The sequence below is a fragment of the Methylobacterium longum genome, assembly GCF_022179385.1.
In the GTDB taxonomy this organism is placed as follows: domain Bacteria; phylum Pseudomonadota; class Alphaproteobacteria; order Rhizobiales; family Beijerinckiaceae; genus Methylobacterium; species Methylobacterium longum.
The window spans coordinates 25011-43213 of record NZ_BPQS01000027.1; the positions used below are offsets into that span (position 1 = coordinate 25011).

General features: G+C 70.9%; 14 protein-coding genes. 5 read left to right on the forward strand and 9 right to left on the reverse strand.

Annotated features, from left to right (window positions below; all coding sequences use genetic code 11):
• Positions 1–140 precede the first annotated feature (140 nt).
• From MFF58_RS20390 to pedF, 3 genes are all read right to left on the reverse strand, one after another.
• Entirely contained in the window at positions 141–1910 is a 1770-nt protein-coding gene (locus MFF58_RS20390; RefSeq protein ID WP_238290719.1) for a PQQ-dependent methanol/ethanol family dehydrogenase, read from the reverse strand.
• A 463-nt stretch (positions 1911–2373) separates the two neighbouring features.
• Entirely contained in the window at positions 2374–3234 is an 861-nt protein-coding gene (locus MFF58_RS20395) for a substrate-binding periplasmic protein (RefSeq protein WP_238290721.1), read from the reverse strand.
• Complete coding sequence (pedF, locus tag MFF58_RS20400) at positions 3224–3652, reverse strand: cytochrome c-550 PedF (RefSeq protein ID WP_373323366.1); 429 nt, start codon at positions 3650–3652, stop codon at positions 3224–3226. The genes MFF58_RS20395 and pedF overlap by 11 nt, the downstream gene beginning before the upstream one ends.
• 219 nt (positions 3653–3871) lie before the next feature.
• Here pedF and pedA1 point away from each other — a divergent pair, with 219 nt between their 5' ends.
• The 4 genes from pedA1 (at position 3872) to MFF58_RS20420 (ending at position 9466) form a co-directional block, all read left to right on the forward strand.
• Complete coding sequence (gene pedA1, locus MFF58_RS20405; protein WP_238290725.1) at positions 3872–5107, forward strand: lanthanide ABC transporter ABC transporter substrate-binding protein PedA1; 1236 nt, start codon at positions 3872–3874, stop codon at positions 5105–5107.
• Positions 5104–6111 (forward strand): YVTN family beta-propeller repeat protein, encoded by a 1008-nt coding sequence (locus tag MFF58_RS20410; RefSeq protein ID WP_238290728.1) that lies wholly within the window; start codon positions 5104–5106, stop codon positions 6109–6111. Before pedA1 ends, MFF58_RS20410 begins: the two co-directional genes overlap by 4 nt.
• A 281-nt stretch (positions 6112–6392) precedes the next feature.
• A complete protein-coding gene (locus MFF58_RS20415) occupies positions 6393–8492 on the forward strand; it encodes a 4Fe-4S binding protein (protein ID WP_238290763.1) in 2100 nt (699 codons plus the stop codon).
• On the forward strand, positions 8489–9466 hold the full coding sequence (locus MFF58_RS20420) for an FAD:protein FMN transferase (protein WP_238290730.1): 978 nt from the start codon (positions 8489–8491) through the stop codon (positions 9464–9466). The genes MFF58_RS20415 and MFF58_RS20420 overlap by 4 nt, the downstream gene beginning before the upstream one ends.
• On the opposite strand, the gene MFF58_RS20425 is transcribed toward MFF58_RS20420, so the two are convergent.
• Positions 9467–9640, reverse strand: coding sequence for a hypothetical protein (locus tag MFF58_RS20425; protein WP_238290765.1), 174 nt, complete (start codon positions 9638–9640; stop codon positions 9467–9469).
• Positions 9628–10047, reverse strand: coding sequence for a hypothetical protein (locus MFF58_RS20430; protein ID WP_238290732.1), 420 nt, complete (start codon positions 10045–10047; stop codon positions 9628–9630). The genes MFF58_RS20425 and MFF58_RS20430 overlap by 13 nt, the downstream gene beginning before the upstream one ends.
• A gap of 275 nt (positions 10048–10322) precedes the next feature.
• Between MFF58_RS20430 and MFF58_RS20435 the strand changes: the two genes are divergently transcribed.
• Positions 10323–11453 carry a serine hydrolase domain-containing protein gene (locus MFF58_RS20435; RefSeq protein ID WP_238290733.1) on the forward strand — a complete coding sequence of 377 codons (1131 nt, stop codon included), beginning with the start codon at positions 10323–10325 and terminating at the stop codon, positions 11451–11453.
• A 267-nt stretch (positions 11454–11720) separates the two neighbouring features.
• Here MFF58_RS20435 and MFF58_RS20440 read toward each other — a convergent pair whose 3' ends face one another.
• The 4 genes from MFF58_RS20440 to rpoN all read right to left on the reverse strand — a co-directional run bounded on the left by MFF58_RS20440 (position 11721) and on the right by rpoN (position 17966).
• The gene (locus tag MFF58_RS20440; protein ID WP_238290734.1) at positions 11721–12878 is read right to left on the reverse strand and encodes a M20 family metallopeptidase; all 1158 of its coding nucleotides are present in this window, start codon (positions 12876–12878) and stop codon (positions 11721–11723) included.
• A gap of 90 nt (positions 12879–12968) precedes the next feature.
• Positions 12969–14795, reverse strand: a complete 1827-nt coding sequence (glmS, locus tag MFF58_RS20445) for a glutamine--fructose-6-phosphate transaminase (isomerizing) (protein WP_238290735.1) — start codon at positions 14793–14795, stop codon at positions 12969–12971.
• A 149-nt stretch (positions 14796–14944) separates the two neighbouring features.
• Positions 14945–16324: a bifunctional UDP-N-acetylglucosamine diphosphorylase/glucosamine-1-phosphate N-acetyltransferase GlmU gene (gene glmU / locus MFF58_RS20450; RefSeq protein ID WP_238290736.1), complete on the reverse strand. Its 1380-nt coding sequence runs from the start codon at positions 16322–16324 to the stop codon at positions 14945–14947.
• 73 nt (positions 16325–16397) lie between these two features.
• Positions 16398–17966, reverse strand: coding sequence for an RNA polymerase factor sigma-54 (gene rpoN / locus MFF58_RS20455; protein WP_238290737.1), 1569 nt, complete (start codon positions 17964–17966; stop codon positions 16398–16400).
• Positions 17967–18203 lie beyond the last annotated feature (237 nt).

Below are 18203 nucleotides of genomic sequence, written 5' to 3' on the forward strand. Positions count from 1 at the left end.
GCCGAAAACGCGGGCGGGAGGTCCGAAAGGTGATGGAAGCAGCCCCGGGGCGCAAGCGGGTGTTGAGACGGCCGCCGTTGCGCCCCGAGGCCTGAGCGTGCCGGCCCGATCCGGAACCGGCACGCTTTCTTCGGTGCGCCTCAGCGCGACGCCACCGTCTTCGGCAGCTTGAACGCCCAGAAGCTGCCGCCCTGGTTGATGCCGGCGGTCGACTTGGCCACCTCGCCGCCCCACAGCGGAACCGCGCCGCCCCAGCCGGCCGCGACGCCGACCCACTGCTCGCCGTCCTGCTCCCAGGTGATCGGCGAGGAGACCACGCCGGTGCCGACCTGGAACTTCCACACCTCCTCGCCGGTCTTGGCGTCGAAGGCCTTCAGGAAGCCCTCGGGCGTGCCGGTGAAGACGAGGTTGCCCGCGGTGGTGAGCACGCCGGCCCAGAGCGGGGCCTTGTTCTTGTACTCCCACACGACCTTGCCGGAGGCCGGGTCGATCGCCTTGAGCGAGCCGATATGGTCGTCGAAGACCGGCTTGATGGTGAAGCCGGCGCCGAGATAGGCCGCGCCCTTCTTGTAGTTCACCGGCTCGTTCCAGATATCCATGCCCCACTCGTTGGAGGGCACGTAGAAGAGCTTGGTGTCGGGGCTGTAGCCGATCGGCATCCAGTTCTTGCCGCCGAGGAAGCTCGGCACCGCGAAGACCGACTTGCCCTTCTTGTCGTCGCCGGTCGCCTTGCTCGGGTCGCCGGGCCGGTTCTCCTCGTTGTAGATCGGGCGGCCGTTCTCATCGATGCCCTTGGCCCAGTTGATCTTCTCGACGAACGGCGTCGCCGAGATGAACTTCCCGTTGGTCCGGTCCAGGACGTAGAAGAAGCCGTTGCGGTCGGCGGTGGCGCCGGCCTTGATGGTCTTCCCGCCCTTGTTCAGGTCGAACGGCACGAACTCGTTGACGCCGTCGAAGTCCCAGCCGTCGTGCGGGGTGGTCTGGAAGCCCCAGACGATCTCGCCGTTGTCGGGGTTGAGGGCGAGGCGCGAGGACGTCCACTTGTTGTCGCCCGGCCGCAGCCAGGAGTTCCACGGGCCCGGGTTGCCGGTGCCGAAGTAGATCAGGTTGGTCTCGGGGTCGTAGGTGCCGCCGAGCCACGTGGCGCCGCCGCCGAACTTCCACATGTCGCCGGGCCAGGACTCGTTGACCTTGCCCGTCATGGTCGAGGGCTTGCCGTTGAGCTCGCCCATGTGGCCCTCGATCACGGGGCGCTTCCACACCACCTCGCCGGTCTCGGCGTCGCGGGCCTCGATGCGCCCGATCACGCCGAACTCGCCGCCGGACACGCCGGTGATGATCTTGCCCTTCACGATGATCGGGGCGGCCGTGTAGCTGTAGCCGGCCTTGAAGTCGTCGATGTCCTTGCGCCAGACCACCTTGCCGGTCTTGGTGTTGAGGGCGACGAGCTTGGCGTCGAGCGTGCCGAAGTAGACGTTATCCTTGTAGAGCGCGGCGCCGCGGTTCACCACGTCGCAGCAGGGCAGGATGCCCTCCGGCAGGCGGGCGTCGTATTCCCACTTCTTATCGCCGGTGCGGGAATCGATCGCGTACATGCGCGAATACGAGCCCGTCACGTAGATGATGCCGTCCTTCACCAGCGCCTGGCTCTCCTGGCCGCGCTGCTTCTCGCCGCCGAAGGAGAACGACCACGCCGGGACGAGGCTCTTGATGTTGTCGCGATTGAGGGTCTTCAGCGGGCTGAACCGCTGCGCCTGCGGCCCGAGGCCGTAGGTAACGACGTCGCCGGGCGTCTTGGCGTCGTTGATGATGTCCTGCTCGGTGACGCCTTCGGCCATGGCCGGGAGGGCGCCGGCCGCCACGAGGGCAGCGACGCCCACCGCGGCGAGAAACCGGGTCCGCATTCTCATGACGTATCCTCCGTCTTCGACTCCGGTCCGTGCGGCCGGAGCATTCGGGTTTCGGCGTGATCCGCACGAGTCGCGGGGCGCCCCCTTGAAAACAGAGGCTATCGATGTTCTCAGAGAAGTCTTATTGGCCATTGGTCCAATGAGTCGGCGATTGGTCCGGCGATTAGACTGTATTTAACAGAATGGACATCGCCGTCGATCCCGGCTTTAGCCCGGAGCGGCGGCGTGTGGCCTTGCGGGATCGTGTAACGCCTGCGGCATCAGCAGCGCCCCGAACCGCGCCCTTGTCGTGAGGTGCCGAAGCGGAGCGCGGCCTCGAAGGAGGGCTCCAGGGATCGCGACGCCTTCCGGGGGGCTCCTTCGAGGCGGCTTGCGCCGCATCTCGGCAGGGAGGGGATGGGTCGGAGTTTCGGATCGATCGGCGCCCTTTCCGTGTCGTCGTCAGTCGCCACCGAAGCGCGACTCAATACCCCTTCGGCGGCGTATAGCTGACGCCATAGGTCTCGCAGATCGCCTTGAGGCGGCCGTTCGCCTTCAACGCCGTTATCGCGTCTCCGACCGCGTAGGCGAGATCCCGGGAATCGGTGCGCACCGCGCCGCCGATCTCCCAACGGGTCTTGACGAGACCTGTCGAGGGAACGGTCGCGATCGGATTGTCGTCCTTCGGCGCCCTGGCGGCGGACAGGGCCGCCTCGATCGCCGCCCGGGTGCCGGCCAGGATCGGGGCCTCGCCGGTGAGATATGCCTTCGCGGCCTCCTCGAAGCTCTTGTAGTGCTTCAGGTTCGGGCGGAACCGGCCGCCCTGCGCGGTGAGCAGCATCAAGTCGGCCGCGCTCGTGCCCTCCAGGGCGACGCTCCGGTCGCCGATGTCATCCAGCCGGTCGAAACCCTCCAGTGCGTCCTTCCGGTACGCGAAGGCGATCTCCTGCTCGAGATACGGGGCCGTGAAGAACACTTGGTCGTTGCGCAGGGCGAGCTGCCGATCGGTGGGCACGTGCAGCATCAGGTCGGCGAGCGGCGTTCCCGCCAGATCCCCGCGCCACAGATTCAGGCGTAGGTCGCCGTCGACGTTCTCGCCGGCATCGACCACGCGCAGGTCGAGCTTCACCTTGAGCGTCTCGGCGATGGCCCGGGCGAGGTCGCCGTCGATGCCCTGAGGCTTGCCCTTCACCTCGTCGGAGAACGGGGCGTTGTCGCCGTAGACCGCCACCCGCAGCGTTCCGTCGGCGACGACCTGATCGAGCGGACGGGCGGCGGCCTCCGGCTGGAACCGGAGCGCCAGCACGAGCCCGCAGGCCGTGAGGAGCTGCGCCCTATTCCTCATGCTTCGACTCGATGTAGCTGCGGATCGCCCAGAGGCCTTCCTGCGAGATGATCCCCTCGAAGGCCGGCATCTTGGTCACGCCGTTGATCACCGCGCCGTGCTTCATGCGCTCGACGAAGTATTCGTCGCCTTCCTTGCCCTGCGGCAGGTATCGCAGGTCCGGAGCGAGGCCGCCGGAGATCATCTCCAGGCCGTGGCACCGGGCGCAGTTCTGGTTGAAGCCGGAGGCGCCGATCGAGATGGCGTGCGCGTCGCCCTTGTAGGGGTTCTCGGTGACCCACTCGGTGCCCAGCGGCTTCAGCCCGTCGGTCTTGACCGGCTGGGGCTGAACGTCGCCGTGCCCGAGGGCGCTGCCGGCTCCGACAGCCAGTCCGAGCGCCACGAGCACGCCCCCCGTCGCCGTCTTCATCCTGCGCATCCGCCGCCTCCCGTCGTCTTTGAACGACGGTTAGCAAGGTCCGGGCGCCCGACCCATTATGCTTTGGTACGGTTCGACTGGGTTATGTCCATCCACAATTTGTGTTGCACTGCATCAAAACTGATGGGTGCACCTTGGTCCAATATCGGCACGCAACATCAAGCCCGTAGGATCCGCGGCAACGAACAGAACCGCGGGGATGTGAGGAGACGGGCGAGGATGGTGTCCCCCGGTGCGCGGCGGGTCTGGACGTGCGGACGGTCCCTGGCCGCACTGCTTCTGCCGTTCGCCTTCGCGAGCCTGGCGCAGGCCCCCGCGGCCGAGGCCGTGACCCCGGTTGCCGGGCCACCCCTCACGATCCACTACCTCGAGCGGCGGGTCGAGCGGCCGGTACCCCTCAACAACGAGGATCCGATCCCCGATGACGAGGGTGCGAAGGGCGTGGAACTCGGCCTGAGGGATTCGAACGCCACGGGCCGGTTCCTCGGCCTGAGCTTCGGGCTCGACGCGAGCGTAATCGAGCCGGGTGACGACATCCGCCAGGCATTCCGCGACCTCGCCGACCGCCGCTTCGTGGTGCTGAACGCGCCGGCCGCCGACGTCCTCGCCCTCGCCGACCTGCCGGAGGCGCGGGGCAGCGTGCTCCTCAACATCGCCGCCCCGGACACGCGGCTGCGCGACGCCGACTGCCGGCGGAACCTGCTCCACGTCCTGCCGTCCCGCGCCATGCTGACCGACGCGCTGGTGCAGTTGCTCGCGTTCAAGCGCTGGTCGCGGATCCTGCTGGTGACCGGGCCGGCGCCCGGGGACGCGCTCTACGCCGAGGCGCTGAAGCGCAGCGCCCGGAAATTCGGGGCCCGCATCGTCGTCGAGTCCCGCTACGACCCGCAGGGCGGCGATGTCCGCGACACGGCGCTTCGCGAATTCGCCCTGCCGACCCGCGGGCCCGAGCACGATGTGGTGGCGGTGGCCGACGAGGCCGGCGCCTTCGGAGCGAGCCTGAACTACAACACCGCCGCGCCCCGGCCGGTCGTTGGCACGCAGGGGCTCTCGCCTGCCGCCTGGGGGCGGCCCGTGGAGGCCTGGGCGGCCGTGCAGCTCCAGGGCCGGTTCCGGAAGATCGCCGGGCGGCCGATGCGGCCGGTCGACTGGGCCGGATGGATGGCGGTGCACGCGATCGGCGAGGCCGCCGTGAAGGCGCGCAGCACCGATCCCGCCACGGTCCGCGCCGCCCTGGCGGCGCCCGGCTTCGAGGTCGGCGGCTTCAAGGGCCGGCCGCTGAGCTTCCGCGCCTGGGACGGGCAGCTGCGCCAGCCGGTCTTCCTGCTCTGGCCCGGGGCCGTCACGGCGACGGCGCCGATCGAGGGCTACCTCCACCACCGCACGGAACTCGACACCCTCGGCCTTGACGAGCCGGAGAGTGCCTGCCGCGCGTTCTCGGGGACATCAGGATGAGCTGGCTCGCCCCCATCGCCCTCCTGCTCTGCCTATCGGCCCCGGCGCAGGCCGAGGAGATCTTCGTCACGAACGAGCGCGACAACACCGTCTCGGTGATCGACGGCGACAGCTTCGCGGTGATGCGCAACTTCCCGGTCGGCCGGCGGCCCCGGGGGCTGACCTTCTCGAAGGACGGGCGGGCGCTCTACGTCTGCGCCAGCGATTCCGACGCCGTGCAGGTGATCGACCCGGATACCGGCGAGGTCCGGCACAACCTCCCCTCAGGCGAGGATCCGGAGCAGTTCGCGCTGGCGCCGGACGGGCGCACGCTGTTCATCGCCAACGAGGAGAACGCCACCACCACCGTGGTGGACGCGCAGACCCGCAAGGTCCTGGCGCAGATTGACGTCGGCATCGAGCCCGAGGGTGTGGCGGTGAGCCCGGACGGCCGCACCGCCGTGACCACCTCCGAAACCACCAACATGGTCCACTGGATCGACACGAGGAGCCTGGAGGCGGTGGACGCCACGCCGGTCGGGCAGCGGCCGCGCTTCGCGGCGTTCTCGGCGGACGGGACGCGCCTCTGGGCCTCCTCGGAGATCGGCGGAACCGTCTCGGTGATCGATGTCGCCACCCGCAAGGTCGCCGAGACGATCGCGTTCGCCGTGAAGGGAATCGCGCCCGACCGGATCCAGCCGGTGGGTATCCAGATGTCGAAGGACGGTCGCCACGCCTTCGTGGCTCTCGGTCCGTCCGATCGAGTCGCGGTCGTGGATACCGCGACCTTCCAGGTCGAGAGCTACATCCTGGTCGGCCGCCGGGTCTGGCAGCTCGCGCTCAACGCCGCCGGTACGCGGCTCTTCACCACCAACGGCGTCTCGGGCGACGTGACGGTGATCGACGCCGAGACGTTCAAGCCGATCAAGACCGTGAAGGTCGGCCGCTTTCCCTGGGGCGCGGCGGCGCGGCCGATGACGGCGGCGCAGGCACCGGACGGGCGCGCCGCCGGTGCGGCGCCGTGAGGCTTCCGCAGTCCCGCACGGTGGCATCTCCCGCCTCCGCAGAGGCGATCCGATCCATCCATCGGCATTGGCGCCGAGGCGGCGGGACGGAGCGCGGGGCCCCGTTTCGATGCGGGAGAGGGGACCCGTCGCGTTCCGCCGTCAGCGTCCGTGTTCGACGGGGATGTGTGCCCCCCCCAGCCGGCGGCGGAAGCCGGGAGGATGTCCGGCCGATGCGGAGGGGAACGCCTCCGAGCCCACCCGCGCTCCGGACCGCGGTGGGCGGCGGCCGGGGTCCGGTTATGCTCCTGCGCGCCGCGCTGCTTCTGCTCGTCCTGCTCCTGCCGACCCTCTCGGCCCGGGCCGGCCAACTCGATCGCGCGGCCCTCGAAAAGTATTTCCCGCCCCCGCTGGTGGTCGGCGAGAAGGACGACCGGCTCCCGGTCTGGCCGATCCTGAAGCAGCAGGCCGGCGCCTACGAGGTGTTCGCCTACGCCTTCGAATCGGTCGATCTCGCGCCGATCCCCGGCTTCGGCGGCACGCCCCCCGACCTGCTGATCGCTCTGGCGCCCGACGGCACCTTCCGCGACGTGAAGGTGATCGCGCATCACGAGCCGGTCTTCCTCGAGGGCCTCGGCTCCGAGCCGCTCTTCGCCTTCGTGGAGCAATATGCCGGCCTCTCGGCCCGGCAGGCGATCCGGGTCGGCCGACCGAACGCCCGGGCCGCCGGTGCCGCGCCGCAGACCACCGTCGACGGCATCTCCATGGCCACCGCCTCGACCCGGGTGATCAACCAGTCGATCCTGGCCTCCGCCCTCGCTGTGGCGCGCGCGAAGCTCGGCTTCGGCGCCGCCAATGTCGGCCTCAAGGTCGAGGCCAGGGCTGACCTCTACGAGCCTCTCACCCTGGCCGATCTCGTGGCCCGGGGCTGGGTCGGGCGGCTGACGGTGACGAACGCTCACGCCGCGTCGGCCTTCAAGGGAACCGGCGTGGAGGATCGGGCCGAAGGGCGCCCCGACGCGGTGCTGACCGACCTCATCGTTGCTTATCTCAACGTGCCGACGATCGGCCGCAACCTGCTGGGTGAGGTCCGGTACGACGCGCTGATGCGCGAGCTCGGCCCCGGCAACCACGCGGTGATGGTGATCAGCGCCGGGCCGGAGGACGCGCCCGAGAACCCGATCGGCGACCGGTTCGTGCTGGGCGCGGTGCCCGAACGGCTGGCCGTCGGCCAGGGCGGCCTGATCGTAAACGCCCGCGACATGGCAGTGGAGCGCCGCGACGCCGGCCGCGCCGAGGGTCTCCCGCCCGGTCCCTGGACCATCCTGCGGATCGATCAGGCCGCCGGCTTCGATCCGTCCGCTGCCTGGGTCCTGGCCGAGACCATCGTCCGCGAGCGCGGGCAGATCCTGTCGGAGAAGATCGCCCGGGCCTTCCCGGTCGAGACGAAGCTCCCCGCCGACCTGTTCACCCGCGTCCGCCCGGAGGACGGGCCGAACTGGACCGACCCGTGGCGGGCCCGAGGCCCCGAACTCGGGCTGATCGGGCTGATGCTCGCGGTGCTGGTGCCGGTCCTGAGCCGCCAGCGCGGGCTGGTGGCCGATGGTCGCCGCTTCGCCCTCTTCCGCCTGGGCTTCCTGGCGCTGACGCTCGGCTTCGTGGGCTGGTACGCGCAGGCGCAGCTCTCGATCGTAACCCTCGTCGGTCTCGTCCGCGCCGCTACCGTCAGCCACGACCTCGCCTTCCTGCTCTATGACCCGCCCTCGCTAGTGCTCTGGGTCTTCGCGCTGGCCGCGCTGGTAGCCTGGGGACGCGGCACCTTCTGCGGCTGGCTCTGCCCCTTCGGCGCGCTGCAGGAATTCGTGGCGCTGCTCGCGCGACCGCTGCGCATCCGGCAGCTCGCGGTGCCGGCGCGCCTCGACCGGGCATTGCGTCCGGTGAAGTACGTCGTGCTCGTCGGCATTCTCGGTGCCGCCGCCGCCGGATCGCCCCTCGCGGACACCGTTTCGGAGGTCGAGCCGTTCAAGACGGCCATCACCCTCTCCTTCGTGCGATCCTGGCCGTTCGTCGCCTACGCGGCCGGCCTGCTCGTTCTCAACCTCTTCGTCTACAAAGGGTTTTGCCGCTACCTGTGTCCTCTGGGCGCCGGCCTCGCCCTCCTGGGTCGAGCCCGGATCCTCGACTGGATCCCGCGCCGGGCGGAGTGCGGCTCACCGTGCCAGCTCTGCAAGGTCCGCTGCCGCTACGGTGCCATCGCGCCCTCCGGCCGGATCGACTACGCCGAGTGCTTCCAGTGCATGGAGTGCGTGACGATCATCCACGATCCCGAGCAATGCGTGCCGCAGGTGGTGGCGCGCAAGCGGGCGCACCGCGCCGCGCCCCGGCCGGTGACCGTCGGATGAGTGCGCCGGCTCGTTTCACCCCCGCGCGCCGCCACGTCCTCATCGGGGCTGCCGGACTCGCCGGGTTCGGCGGAATCGCGGCGTTCTGCGCCTCCGCGGCGTCGCGGGGGCTGACGCTGCGAACCCGCGCCGGCCTCGCCTTCGGCACGACCGTGGCGCTCACGGCCGCGGGGCCGGACGGCTCCGCGGTCGAGGACGCGCTGAGCGACGGCTTCGCGACGATGCGCGCCGTGGAGGCGGCCGCCAGCCTGTTCCTGGCCGACAGCGCCCTGGCGCGGCTCAACCGGGACGGCATCCTGGAGGCGCCCGATCCGCACCTCGTCGCCCTGCTGCGCTTCGCCCTGGCCCTCGCGGACGAAACCTGTGGCGCCTTCGACCCCACCGTGCAACCGCTCTGGCCGGTCTGGGCCGGCGCCGCCGCCCGGGGCGAGCGACCGGGGGCTGGCGCCCTCCGCGCGGCCCTGGCGCAGGTCGGCTGGCGGCGCGTGCATCTCGGCACGGACCGCATCGTGCTGGAGCCCGGAACGGCGCTGACCCTGAACGCCCTGATCCAGGGCTACGCCGCCGACCAGGTGATGGCGGCGCTCCGGGCGCGCGGCATCGGCGATGCCTTCGTGGATACCGGTGAGTTCGGCGCGTCCGGCTCGCATCCGGACGGCACGCCCTGGCGCCTGGGACTCGCCGATCCCCGCGACCCCGCCGTCGTCGCCACCGTGATCGCCCCGTTCGCCGGCTTTGCGGCGACCTCGGGCGACTACGCCATGCGCTTCTCGGACGACCGCACCGACCACCACATCTTCGACCCGGCGACGGGCCGGTCCCCGCCCGGCCTCGCCTCGGTGACGGTGACGGCGCCGACGGGACTGCTCGCCGACGGGCTGTCGACCGCCTGCATGGTCCTGGGGCGCGCGCGCGGCGCGGATCTCGTCGCGGCCCATCCGGGCTGCGCCGCGCGCTTCACCGGCAAGGTCTGATCAGGCGGCGCGGACGGAGGCCAGGAAACTTTCGACCTCGGCCCCCGGATGGTCGAACTGGTTCGACAGCGCCGAGGCCGAGGCCAGCACGCTGCCGGCGGTCGCCCCGGTGGCCTCGACGGTGCCGGCCGCCGCCTCGGCGACCGTGCGCACGATCCCGTTCACGACGGCCACCGCGGCACGGGCATCGCCACGTCGAGGGTCAGGTGATGCATCGCGATGGCGGCGGTCGCCGCGAGGATCACGCGCCGGTCGCACCATCCGACGAGCACGGCCAGGCAGGCGAAGAAGGACATGTGCAAGTCGATCTGCCAGCGATGACCGGTGAAGACGGTGAGAAGGCTTGCCGCCATGCCGATCAGGGCCAACCCGCTGACGATCTGGGTGGCCGGCCCGACCGGATCATTCAGCCACAGGAGCGTCACGGTTCCCGCGAGGATCGCCGCGGCGACGACCGGTGCCAGGGGCGGTAGCCCGCCGCCCAGGAGCGCTTCGGCGGCGGCAACGGCAGGAACATGAGCCCACAGGGCCGGAATGAGGCAGCGCCCGAAGTTGCGCCGGATCGCGTCGAGATGGTTCATGGTGCGGGACGACCGAGACCCGGTCCGGGCCCTGACGTGAGATGCGTGCTCTGCGACGGGCGACCGCAGAGCCCTCCGATGCGCCCGTCGAGGACGAGGCGGGCGCCGGCTCCGTAGAGTCGCCGGGCGAACCCCTCGGGATCGGCATGGGCGATCACGATGTTCGGCCGGCCGCCGAGGCCCTGCCGGGCCGGGGTCCTCGCCCTACTTGCCCGGATCCCCACGGCGCGGCCCCTGCATGTGCGGCGACGGGGACGGCCGTCAGGAGATCGCGTGTGACCGAGGGAATCGAGGCGACTTGGCCGACGGACGTCTGGGCGGAGCAGGATCCGGATGCGGCGGGATTCGATGCCGAGCGGCTCGCCGGAGCGGTCGCCTTCGCCGAGGCCAGCGAGAGCGCGTGGCCGCGCAGCCTCTACTATCCCGATGGGCGCTATGTCGGAATCGTCGAGTGGAACGAGCGCGGGCCCTGGAGCGACATCGCCGGTCCGGTGCGCCCGCGGGGCGGACCCGCCGGCGTGATCCTGAAGGGCGGACGCCGCGTCGCCGCCTGGGGCGATACGCGCCGTCCGGACATGACCTTCTCGATCGCCAAGAGCTACCTCGCGGTGCTGGCCGGCCTCGCCCATGACGACGGGCTGATCCCCGACGTGGATGCGCCGGTGCGGGCGAGCGTGCCCGATCCGCTCCTCGACGGGCCGCATAACGGCGCGATCACGTGGCGCCACCTGCTGCAGCAATCGAGCGAGTGGCGGGGCACGTTGTTCGGCAAATCCGATCAGGTCGACCACTTCCGGCAGATCGGCCCCCGGGCCGACAACAGCCGCAAGGGGGAGAAGCGGGCCCTGCGTCCGCCGGGCACCTACTACGAGTACAACGACGTGCGGGTGAACCTTCTGGCCTACTGCCTGATGCGCCTCTTCGGCCGGGCGCTCCCGGAGGTGCTGCGCGCCCGGATCATGGACCCGATCGGCGCGTCCCAGGACTGGGCCTGGCAGGGCTACGACACCGCCTGGGTGGAGGCCGGCGGCGTACGGATGCAATCTGTGCCGGGTGGCGGCCATTGGGGCGGCGGCCTGTTCATCGGGACGGACGACCACGCCCGGTTCGGGCTGCTCATCGCCCGGGGCGGGGCCTGGGACGGACGGCAGCTCCTGTCGGCGCGCTGGATCCGCGCCATGCTGACCCCCTCCCCCACCCTCGACAGCTACGGCTATCTCTGGTGGCTGAACCGCGGGGCGACCGCCAAACCGCAGCTTTCCGCCTCCGCCTTCAGCGCGCTCGGAGCGGGCAACAACGTGATCTGGTGCGATCCGGAGCGCGACCTCGTGGCGGTCCTGCGCTGGATCGACAAGGCCGCCCTCGACGACTTCTTGCTCCGGTTGATGGCGGCCCTGCGGGACTAAGGGCGCCGATCGACCGCGGCCGGATCCGCCCGCGGTGGGGGGCACCGACATGGTCGGTGACGGCCCGGGTACACAGGGCACATCGGCCCGGCTCGGAGAGTACAGGTAGTAGCCGGGGAAGAACCCCTCCCCGTCATCGGTGACCTGTATCGGCCGACGGGATCCGAAATTTACGGCGGTCTGCGGTTCAAACGGGCGGGCGAGACCGAAGCCCCTGCGAGACTGAAGCCCCTGCGAGACCGAAGCCCCTGCACGTGTCCCGGGCCATCAGCCCGCCGCCAAAGCCGCGATCGTCTCGGCCATCGCGCGGGCCCGGGGGACGAGGCTTGCCACCTCCAGGTACTCGTCGGGCGAATGGGCCTTCCCGCCGACGGGTCCGACGGCGCAGAGGGTCGGGCAACCGACGCTGGCGGTGAAGCCGGAATCCGCGCAGCCTCCGGCGAACTCGCCCTCCACCGGCGTGCCGTGCCGCGCGCTGACGCGCGCGTAGGTCTCGAACAGGGTCCGCGAGGCCTCGTCCTGCACCAGCGGCAGGAACTCGCCCTTGATGGTCAGGCGCGCGGTCGTGCCGGGCACCGTGGAGCGCTCCACGATCGCGGCGATCCGGCCCATGGCTGCCCCGCGATCGGGCGGCGTGACGTAGCGCAGGTCGATCTCGCAGGTCGCCCGGGGCGCCACGGTGTTCACCGACTGGCCGCCCGCGACGAGCCCGACATTCACCGTGGTGCCGCGGTCGAGATCGGTGATCGCGTGGAACGCGATGGTCTTGTGGGCAAGCTCACCGATCGCGCTGCGCCCGTCCGCGTAATTGCCGCCGGAATGGGCCGCCTTGCCCACGATTTCGAGGTGCATGAACACGCCGCCCTTGCGGCCGGTCACCACGTTGCCGGTGGGCCGGCCCGGCTCGGAATTCAGCACCGCCCGGGCGCCGCGCGCGGTCTCCTCGATGATCGGTCGGCAGGCCGGCGATCCGATCTCCTCGTCGCTGGTGAACAGGCCGATGAGCGGCACCGGCGCGCCGGTCCGGTGGAAGGCCGCCAGCACGAAGGCGTTCATCACGAGGCCCGCCTTCATGTCGGCGACGCCCGGCCCGTAGGCGCGGCCCTCCGTGATGCGGAACGGGCGATGCGCCACCTCGCCCCTCGGAAAAACCGTATCGCGGTGGCCCATCAGCACGACCGGCCGGTTGCCGCCTCCGGACCCGGCGACCTGAGCCTTCAGCGCGTCCCCGTAGCCTTCGACCGGGACCGTCGTGACCGGAACGCCGTGCTCGGCCAGGAAGGCCGCGATGCGGGCGCCGACCGCGTCGACGCCCGGCTTGTCGTAGGAGCCGGAATCGATGTTCACCAGCTCCGCGAGGAGGGCCAGCATGGCCCCCTCCTGGCCGTCGAGCCAGTGGAGGACGTCGGCGTCACGTGCGGTCATGGGGGGCCTCGTCGCGGGCACGTCGGGCGCATCCCACTCGCGAGGACGGCGCCGTGAGGGAGCGGATCGCGGGCATACGACGCCGTGGGCCTATTCCACGGTGACCGACTTGGCGAGGTTCCTGGGCTGGTCCACGTCTTTCCCCATGAACACCGCCGTGTGGTAGGCGAGCAGCTGGATCGGCACCGCGTACACGATCGGCGCCACGGTGGCGTTGACCGCCGGCATGGTGAAGGTCGCGAGCGTGTCGAGCCCGTGCTCGGCCGCGCCCTTCGCGTCGCCGATCAGTACGATGCGCCCGCCGCGGGCGGCCACCTCCTGCATGTTCGACACCGTCTTCTCGAACACCGCGTCGTGCGGCGCGATGACGATCACCGGCACGCTCTCGTCGATCAGCGCGATCGGCCCGTGCTTCAGCTCGCCCGCCGCGTAGCCCTCGGCGTGGATGTAGCTGATCTCCTTCAGCTTCAGCGCGCCCTCCAGCGCCATCGGATAGCTGGTGCCGCGGCCGAGATAGAGGACGTCCCGCGCCTTCGCGACCTCCCGGGCCAGCACCTCGATCGCCGATTCGTGGGTCAGCGCCTCGGCCATCAGGCCCGGCGCCTTGATCAGCGCGTCGACCAGCCGCCGCTCGCCGGCCGCGTCGAGCGTGCCCCGCGCCCGGCCGGCCGCGATGGCGAGGCACAGCAGCACGGTGAGCTGGCACGAGAACGCCTTGGTCGAGGCCACGCCGATCTCCGGCCCCGCCAGGGTCGGCATCACCACGGAGGATTCCCGCGCGATGGTCGAGGTCGGCACGTTGACCACGCTCAGGGTGTGCTGGCCCTGGCTCTTGGCGTAGCGCAGCGAGGCCAGGGTGTCGGCGGTCTCGCCCGATTGCGAGATGACCAGCGTCAGCCCGTCGCGCTCCAGGGGCGCCTCGCGGTACCGGGCCTCGGAGGCGACGTCGATCTCGACGGGCAGGCGCGCCACCTGCTCGAACCAGTAGCGGGCGACGAGGCCCGCGTAATAGGCCGTGCCGCAGGCGGTGATGTAGACGCGGCTGAGCTTGGCGAAGTCGAAGGGCAGCGCCTCCGGCAGCATGACCCGGCCCTGCGCCATATCGACGTAGTGGGCGAGCGTGCGGCCCACCACCTCGGGCTGCTCGTGGATCTCCTTCGCCATGAAATGGCGGTACTCGCCCTTATCGATCCGGTAGGCCTGCGTGGCGATCTTCTGGCGCGGCCGCTCGACCGTGGCGCCCGACGCGTCCCGGATCTCGGACCCGCTCCGCGACAGGATCGCCCAGTCGCCCTCGTCGAGATAGGTGATCGCGTCGGTGAACGGGGCGAGGGCCAGGGCGTCGGATCCGAGATAGGTCTCGCCCTGGCCGAAGCCGATCGCCAGCGGCGCGCCGTGGCGGGCGCCGATCAGCAGGTTCTCCTCGCCCGCGAAGATGAAGCCCAGCGCGAAGGCACCGCGCAGCCGCGGCAGGGCCGCGGCCACCGCCTCCACGGGCCCCATCTGCCGGTCCATGTTGCGGCTGACGAGCTGGGCGACGACCTCGGTGTCGGTCTCGGTCTCGAACACGACCCCGTCGGCCTCGAGCTCCTGCTTCAGCTCGCGGAAATTCTCGATGATGCCGTTATGGACGACGGCCAGCCGCTTGGTCGCGTGCGGGTGGGCGTTGGTCTCGTTGGGCCGGCCGTGGGTCGCCCAGCGGGTGTGGCCGATGCCGATCGTGCCGGTCAGCGGCTCCTGATCGAGCTTGGCCTCCAGGTTGACGAGCTTGCCGGAGGCGCGCCGACGCGCCAATCGGCCATGCTCCAAGGTGGCGATGCCGGCGGAATCGTAGCCGCGATATTCGAGCCGGCGCAGGGCCTCGATCACCTGCCCCGCCACCGCGTCGCGCCCGACGATGCCGACGATGCCGCACATGAAACTGTCTCTCGCTTCGACGCCCGGATGGCCGCGCGAGGGCGCTGCGCAAGGTCCGGGCCGTCCCGCTCAGCGCGGGCCCAAGCGTGACTTGTACCGGATCGGGGTGGCGCAGTGCCAGCCCCCGTGCGAGGCCCGCCGGCCGGGCGTCACAAGCCCTTCGCGCGCCGCGCCTTCTCGGCCTGCAGAGCCGCGCGCTTCTCCCTGGCCCAGCCCGGCTTCACCGCCTGCCTTCCGCGGGCGACCGCCATGGCGTCGGCCGGCACGTCGTCGGTGATCACCGAGCCCGAGGCCACGTAGGCCCCCTCCCCCACGGTGACCGGGGCGACCAGCGCCGTGTTCGAGCCGATGAAGGCGCCCGCGCCGATCATGGTCCGGTGCTTGAGCACGCCGTCGTAATTGCAGGTGATCGTGCCGGCGCCGATATTCGCCTTGGCGCCGACCTCCGCGTCGCCGAGATAGGTCAGGTGCGCGGCCTTCGCGCCCGCGCCCATCCGGGCGTTCTTCAGCTCGACGAAATTGCCGAGTTCCACGCCGGCCTCCAGCACGGCGTGGCCCCGCAGCCGCACGAACGGTCCGATCCGGACGCCCGCCTCCAGGCTGGTCTCGGTGAGATGCGCGAAGGACCGCACGGTGCAGCCATCGGCCACCCGCACACCGGGACCGAACACGACGTTGGGCTCCACGATCACGTCGCGCCCCAGCAGCGTGTCGTGGCTGAGGAACACCGTCTCGGGGGCGATCAGGGTCGCCCCGCCCAGCATGGCGGTGCGCCGCAGCTGCGCCTGGATCGCGGCTTCCGCGACGCTGAGCTGCACCCGGTCATTGACGCCCTGCGCCTCGGCCTCGTCCACCGGCACCACGGCGACCGCTAGGCCGTCGGCCGCCGCCAGCGCCACCGCGTCGGGAAGGTAATACTCGCCGGCGGCATTGTCGTTGCCGATGCGGGTCAGCAGCGCCAGGGCGTGCCGCCCGGCGAGGGCCATCAGGCCGGCGTTGCACAGGGTCACGGCGCGCTCGGCCGCGCTCGCGTCCTTCTCCTCGCGGATTGCCAGGACGCGCTCGCCCTCGGTGAGCACGCGGCCGTAGCCCGTTGGCGTCGCGGTCTCGAAGGCCAGCACGGCGACCGCCGCGCCGTCGGCGAGGGGCGCGCGCAAGCGCAGGAACGTCTCGGCGGTGACCAGCGGCGTGTCGCCGAAGGCGATCACCACGTCGTCGTCCGGATCGGCCAGCACGTCCCGCGCGGCCAGGACGGCATGGGCGGTGCCGAGCCGCTCGGCCTGCGGGAAGACCCGTGCGCCGGGAGCCGCCGTCGCGATCTCGGCGGCGACGTCGTCGCGGCCGGGCTCGGCCACGACGGCGATCCGGCCCGCGCCCGCCGCCTGCACGGCGGCCAGGACATGGCCGAGCATGCTGCGCCCGGCGATCCGGTGCAGCACCTTCGGCAGGTCCGAGCGCATCCGCGTGCCTTTCCCGGCCGCAAGCACGATGGCGGTGAGGCTGCGCGAGGGCGTTCCGGTCGGTGTCATCGCAGGTCCAGGCGTCGTGATCCGGCGCCACGGATGGGCCGGACCGGCCTTCGGCGCAAGCCCGGCCGGGATCTCAGCGCAGAGCCACGGCCGCCTGGTGGGCGGGAACGTGGGCGAAGTGTTCGCGACGGCGCTCGATCGAGCTCGGGATCCGCAGCGACTCCCGGTACTTGGCCACTGTCCGGCGGGCGATGTCGACCCCCTCCCCGCGCAGCTTCTGCACGAGCGCGTCGTCGGAGAGCACGTCGTTGGGCGCCTCGCCATCGACGAGTTGCTTGATGCGGTGGCGCACCGCCTCGGAGGAATGGGCCGCCGCGCCCGCCGCCCCGGGGATCGCCGCGGTGAAGAAGTACTTCATCTCCAGGGTGCCGCGGCTCGTACCGATCGCCTTGTTGGAGGTGACCCGCGAGACGGTCGACTCGTGCATTCCGATCGCCTCGGCCACCGTCTTGAGGTTCAGCGGGCGCAGGTGCGTGACGCCGTGGACGAAGAAGCCGTCCTGCTGGCGCACGATCTCGGTGGCGACCTTGAGGATCGTGCGGGCTCGCTGCTCCAGGGAGCGGGTGAGCCAGTTGGCGTTCTGCAGGGCCTCCGACAGGAAGGCCTTGTCGCCCTCGGCCGAGGCGCCGCGCACGACGCGGGCGTAGTAGCTCTGGTTGACCAGAACCCGCGGCAGGGCCTCGCCGTTCAGCTCGATCAGCCAGGATCCGTCCGGCGCGGCCCGCACGAACACGTCGGGGATCAGCACCTCGACGGCGCTCGACCCGAAGGCCCGGCCGGGCTTGGGATCGAGGCGGCGGATCTCGCCCAGCATGTCGACGAGATCCTCGTCGTCCACGCCGCAGAGCCGCCGGAGCGCGGCGAAGTCGCGCTTAGCCACGAGATCGAGGCGCGAGACCAGCGCCTGCATGGCCGGATCGAACCGGTCGCGCTCGCGCAACTGGATCGCGAGGCATTCGGCAAGGTCCCGGGCCGCGACGCCGGGCGGGTCGAAACTCTGCACGACGCCGAGCATCCGGGCCACGAGTGCCGGATCGGCGCCGAGCCGCTCGGCCACGCCCTCCACGGTCTCGCGCAGGTAGCCGGCCTCGTCGACCGCGTCGATCAGGAAGCCGCCGACGAGCCGTTCGATGGGCTCGCGCGTCGCGAGGTCGAGCTGGCCGGCCAGGTGATCGCGCAGCGAGGTCTCGGCCGTGAGGGTCGCCTCGAAATCCGGGGCCTCGGCGTCGAAGCTCCCGCCGGTGCTGCCGTACGGGGGCGGCGTGAGCGAGAGCATGTCGCCCCCGGCAGCCTCCCGCGCCTGAACCGGCGACTCGTCGGGGAAGACGTTGTCGAGCCGCGTGTCGAAATCGCTCTCGATCTCGCTCCGGCTGGGATTAAGGTCGGTGGACAGCCACGCTTCGGGCTCCGCCGTCTCGAAGCCGTCCGAGCCGGCCTCGTCCCCGTGATCTCCAGCAGCCTCGGAGGCGTTCGTGGGCTCGGCCTCGGCGCGCTCGAGCAGCGGATTCCGCTCCAGCTCGGCGTCGACATAAGCGGCAAGGTCGAGCTGTGAGAGTTGCAGGAGCTTGATTGCTTGCAGGAGCTGCGGCGTCATCACCAGGGCTTGGCCCTGACGCACTTCCAGCCGTTGCACCAAACTCATGCGAAGCCCCGATCGCCTTTCCGACACGGTTTGTCAGCAGAAACCACACCCGCTCGGCACGGTTCTTGCTTGTCGTGTATTCAGATCTCTAGACCGATCGGTGGCGCACGTCAAAGCACCTCGGCGCCCCTGGACAGAGCGAACCCTGCAATGGGGGCTCACGTGGCGCCGGGGCCACATCTCCACGCTGCAGTTGAACGGTATGGGTGCACGCACTTAACGAAGCTTTGGATCGAG

What these genes read in the sequence shown, in the direction of transcription:
- MFF58_RS20390 (WP_238290719.1), bottom strand. Translation starts at nt 1,910, where the DNA reads ATGAGAATGCGGACCCGGTTTCTCGCCGCGGTGGGCGTCGCTGCCCTC.
- MFF58_RS20395 (WP_238290721.1), bottom strand. Translation starts at nt 3,234, where the DNA reads ATGAGGAATAGGGCGCAGCTCCTCACGGCCTGCGGGCTCGTGCTGGCG.
- pedF (WP_373323366.1), bottom strand. Translation starts at nt 3,652, where the DNA reads ATGCGCAGGATGAAGACGGCGACGGGGGGCGTGCTCGTGGCGCTCGGA.
- pedA1 (WP_238290725.1), top strand. Translation starts at nt 3,872, where the DNA reads ATGGTGTCCCCCGGTGCGCGGCGGGTCTGGACGTGCGGACGGTCCCTG.
- MFF58_RS20410 (WP_238290728.1), top strand. Translation starts at nt 5,104, where the DNA reads ATGAGCTGGCTCGCCCCCATCGCCCTCCTGCTCTGCCTATCGGCCCCG.
- MFF58_RS20415 (WP_238290763.1), top strand. Translation starts at nt 6,393, where the DNA reads ATGCTCCTGCGCGCCGCGCTGCTTCTGCTCGTCCTGCTCCTGCCGACC.
- MFF58_RS20420 (WP_238290730.1), top strand. Translation starts at nt 8,489, where the DNA reads ATGAGTGCGCCGGCTCGTTTCACCCCCGCGCGCCGCCACGTCCTCATC.
- MFF58_RS20430 (WP_238290732.1), bottom strand. Translation starts at nt 10,047, where the DNA reads ATGAACCATCTCGACGCGATCCGGCGCAACTTCGGGCGCTGCCTCATT.
- MFF58_RS20440 (WP_238290734.1), bottom strand. Translation starts at nt 12,878, where the DNA reads ATGACCGCACGTGACGCCGACGTCCTCCACTGGCTCGACGGCCAGGAG.
- glmS (WP_238290735.1), bottom strand. Translation starts at nt 14,795, where the DNA reads ATGTGCGGCATCGTCGGCATCGTCGGGCGCGACGCGGTGGCGGGGCAG.
- glmU (WP_238290736.1), bottom strand. Translation starts at nt 16,324, where the DNA reads ATGACACCGACCGGAACGCCCTCGCGCAGCCTCACCGCCATCGTGCTT.
- rpoN (WP_238290737.1), bottom strand. Translation starts at nt 17,966, where the DNA reads ATGAGTTTGGTGCAACGGCTGGAAGTGCGTCAGGGCCAAGCCCTGGTG.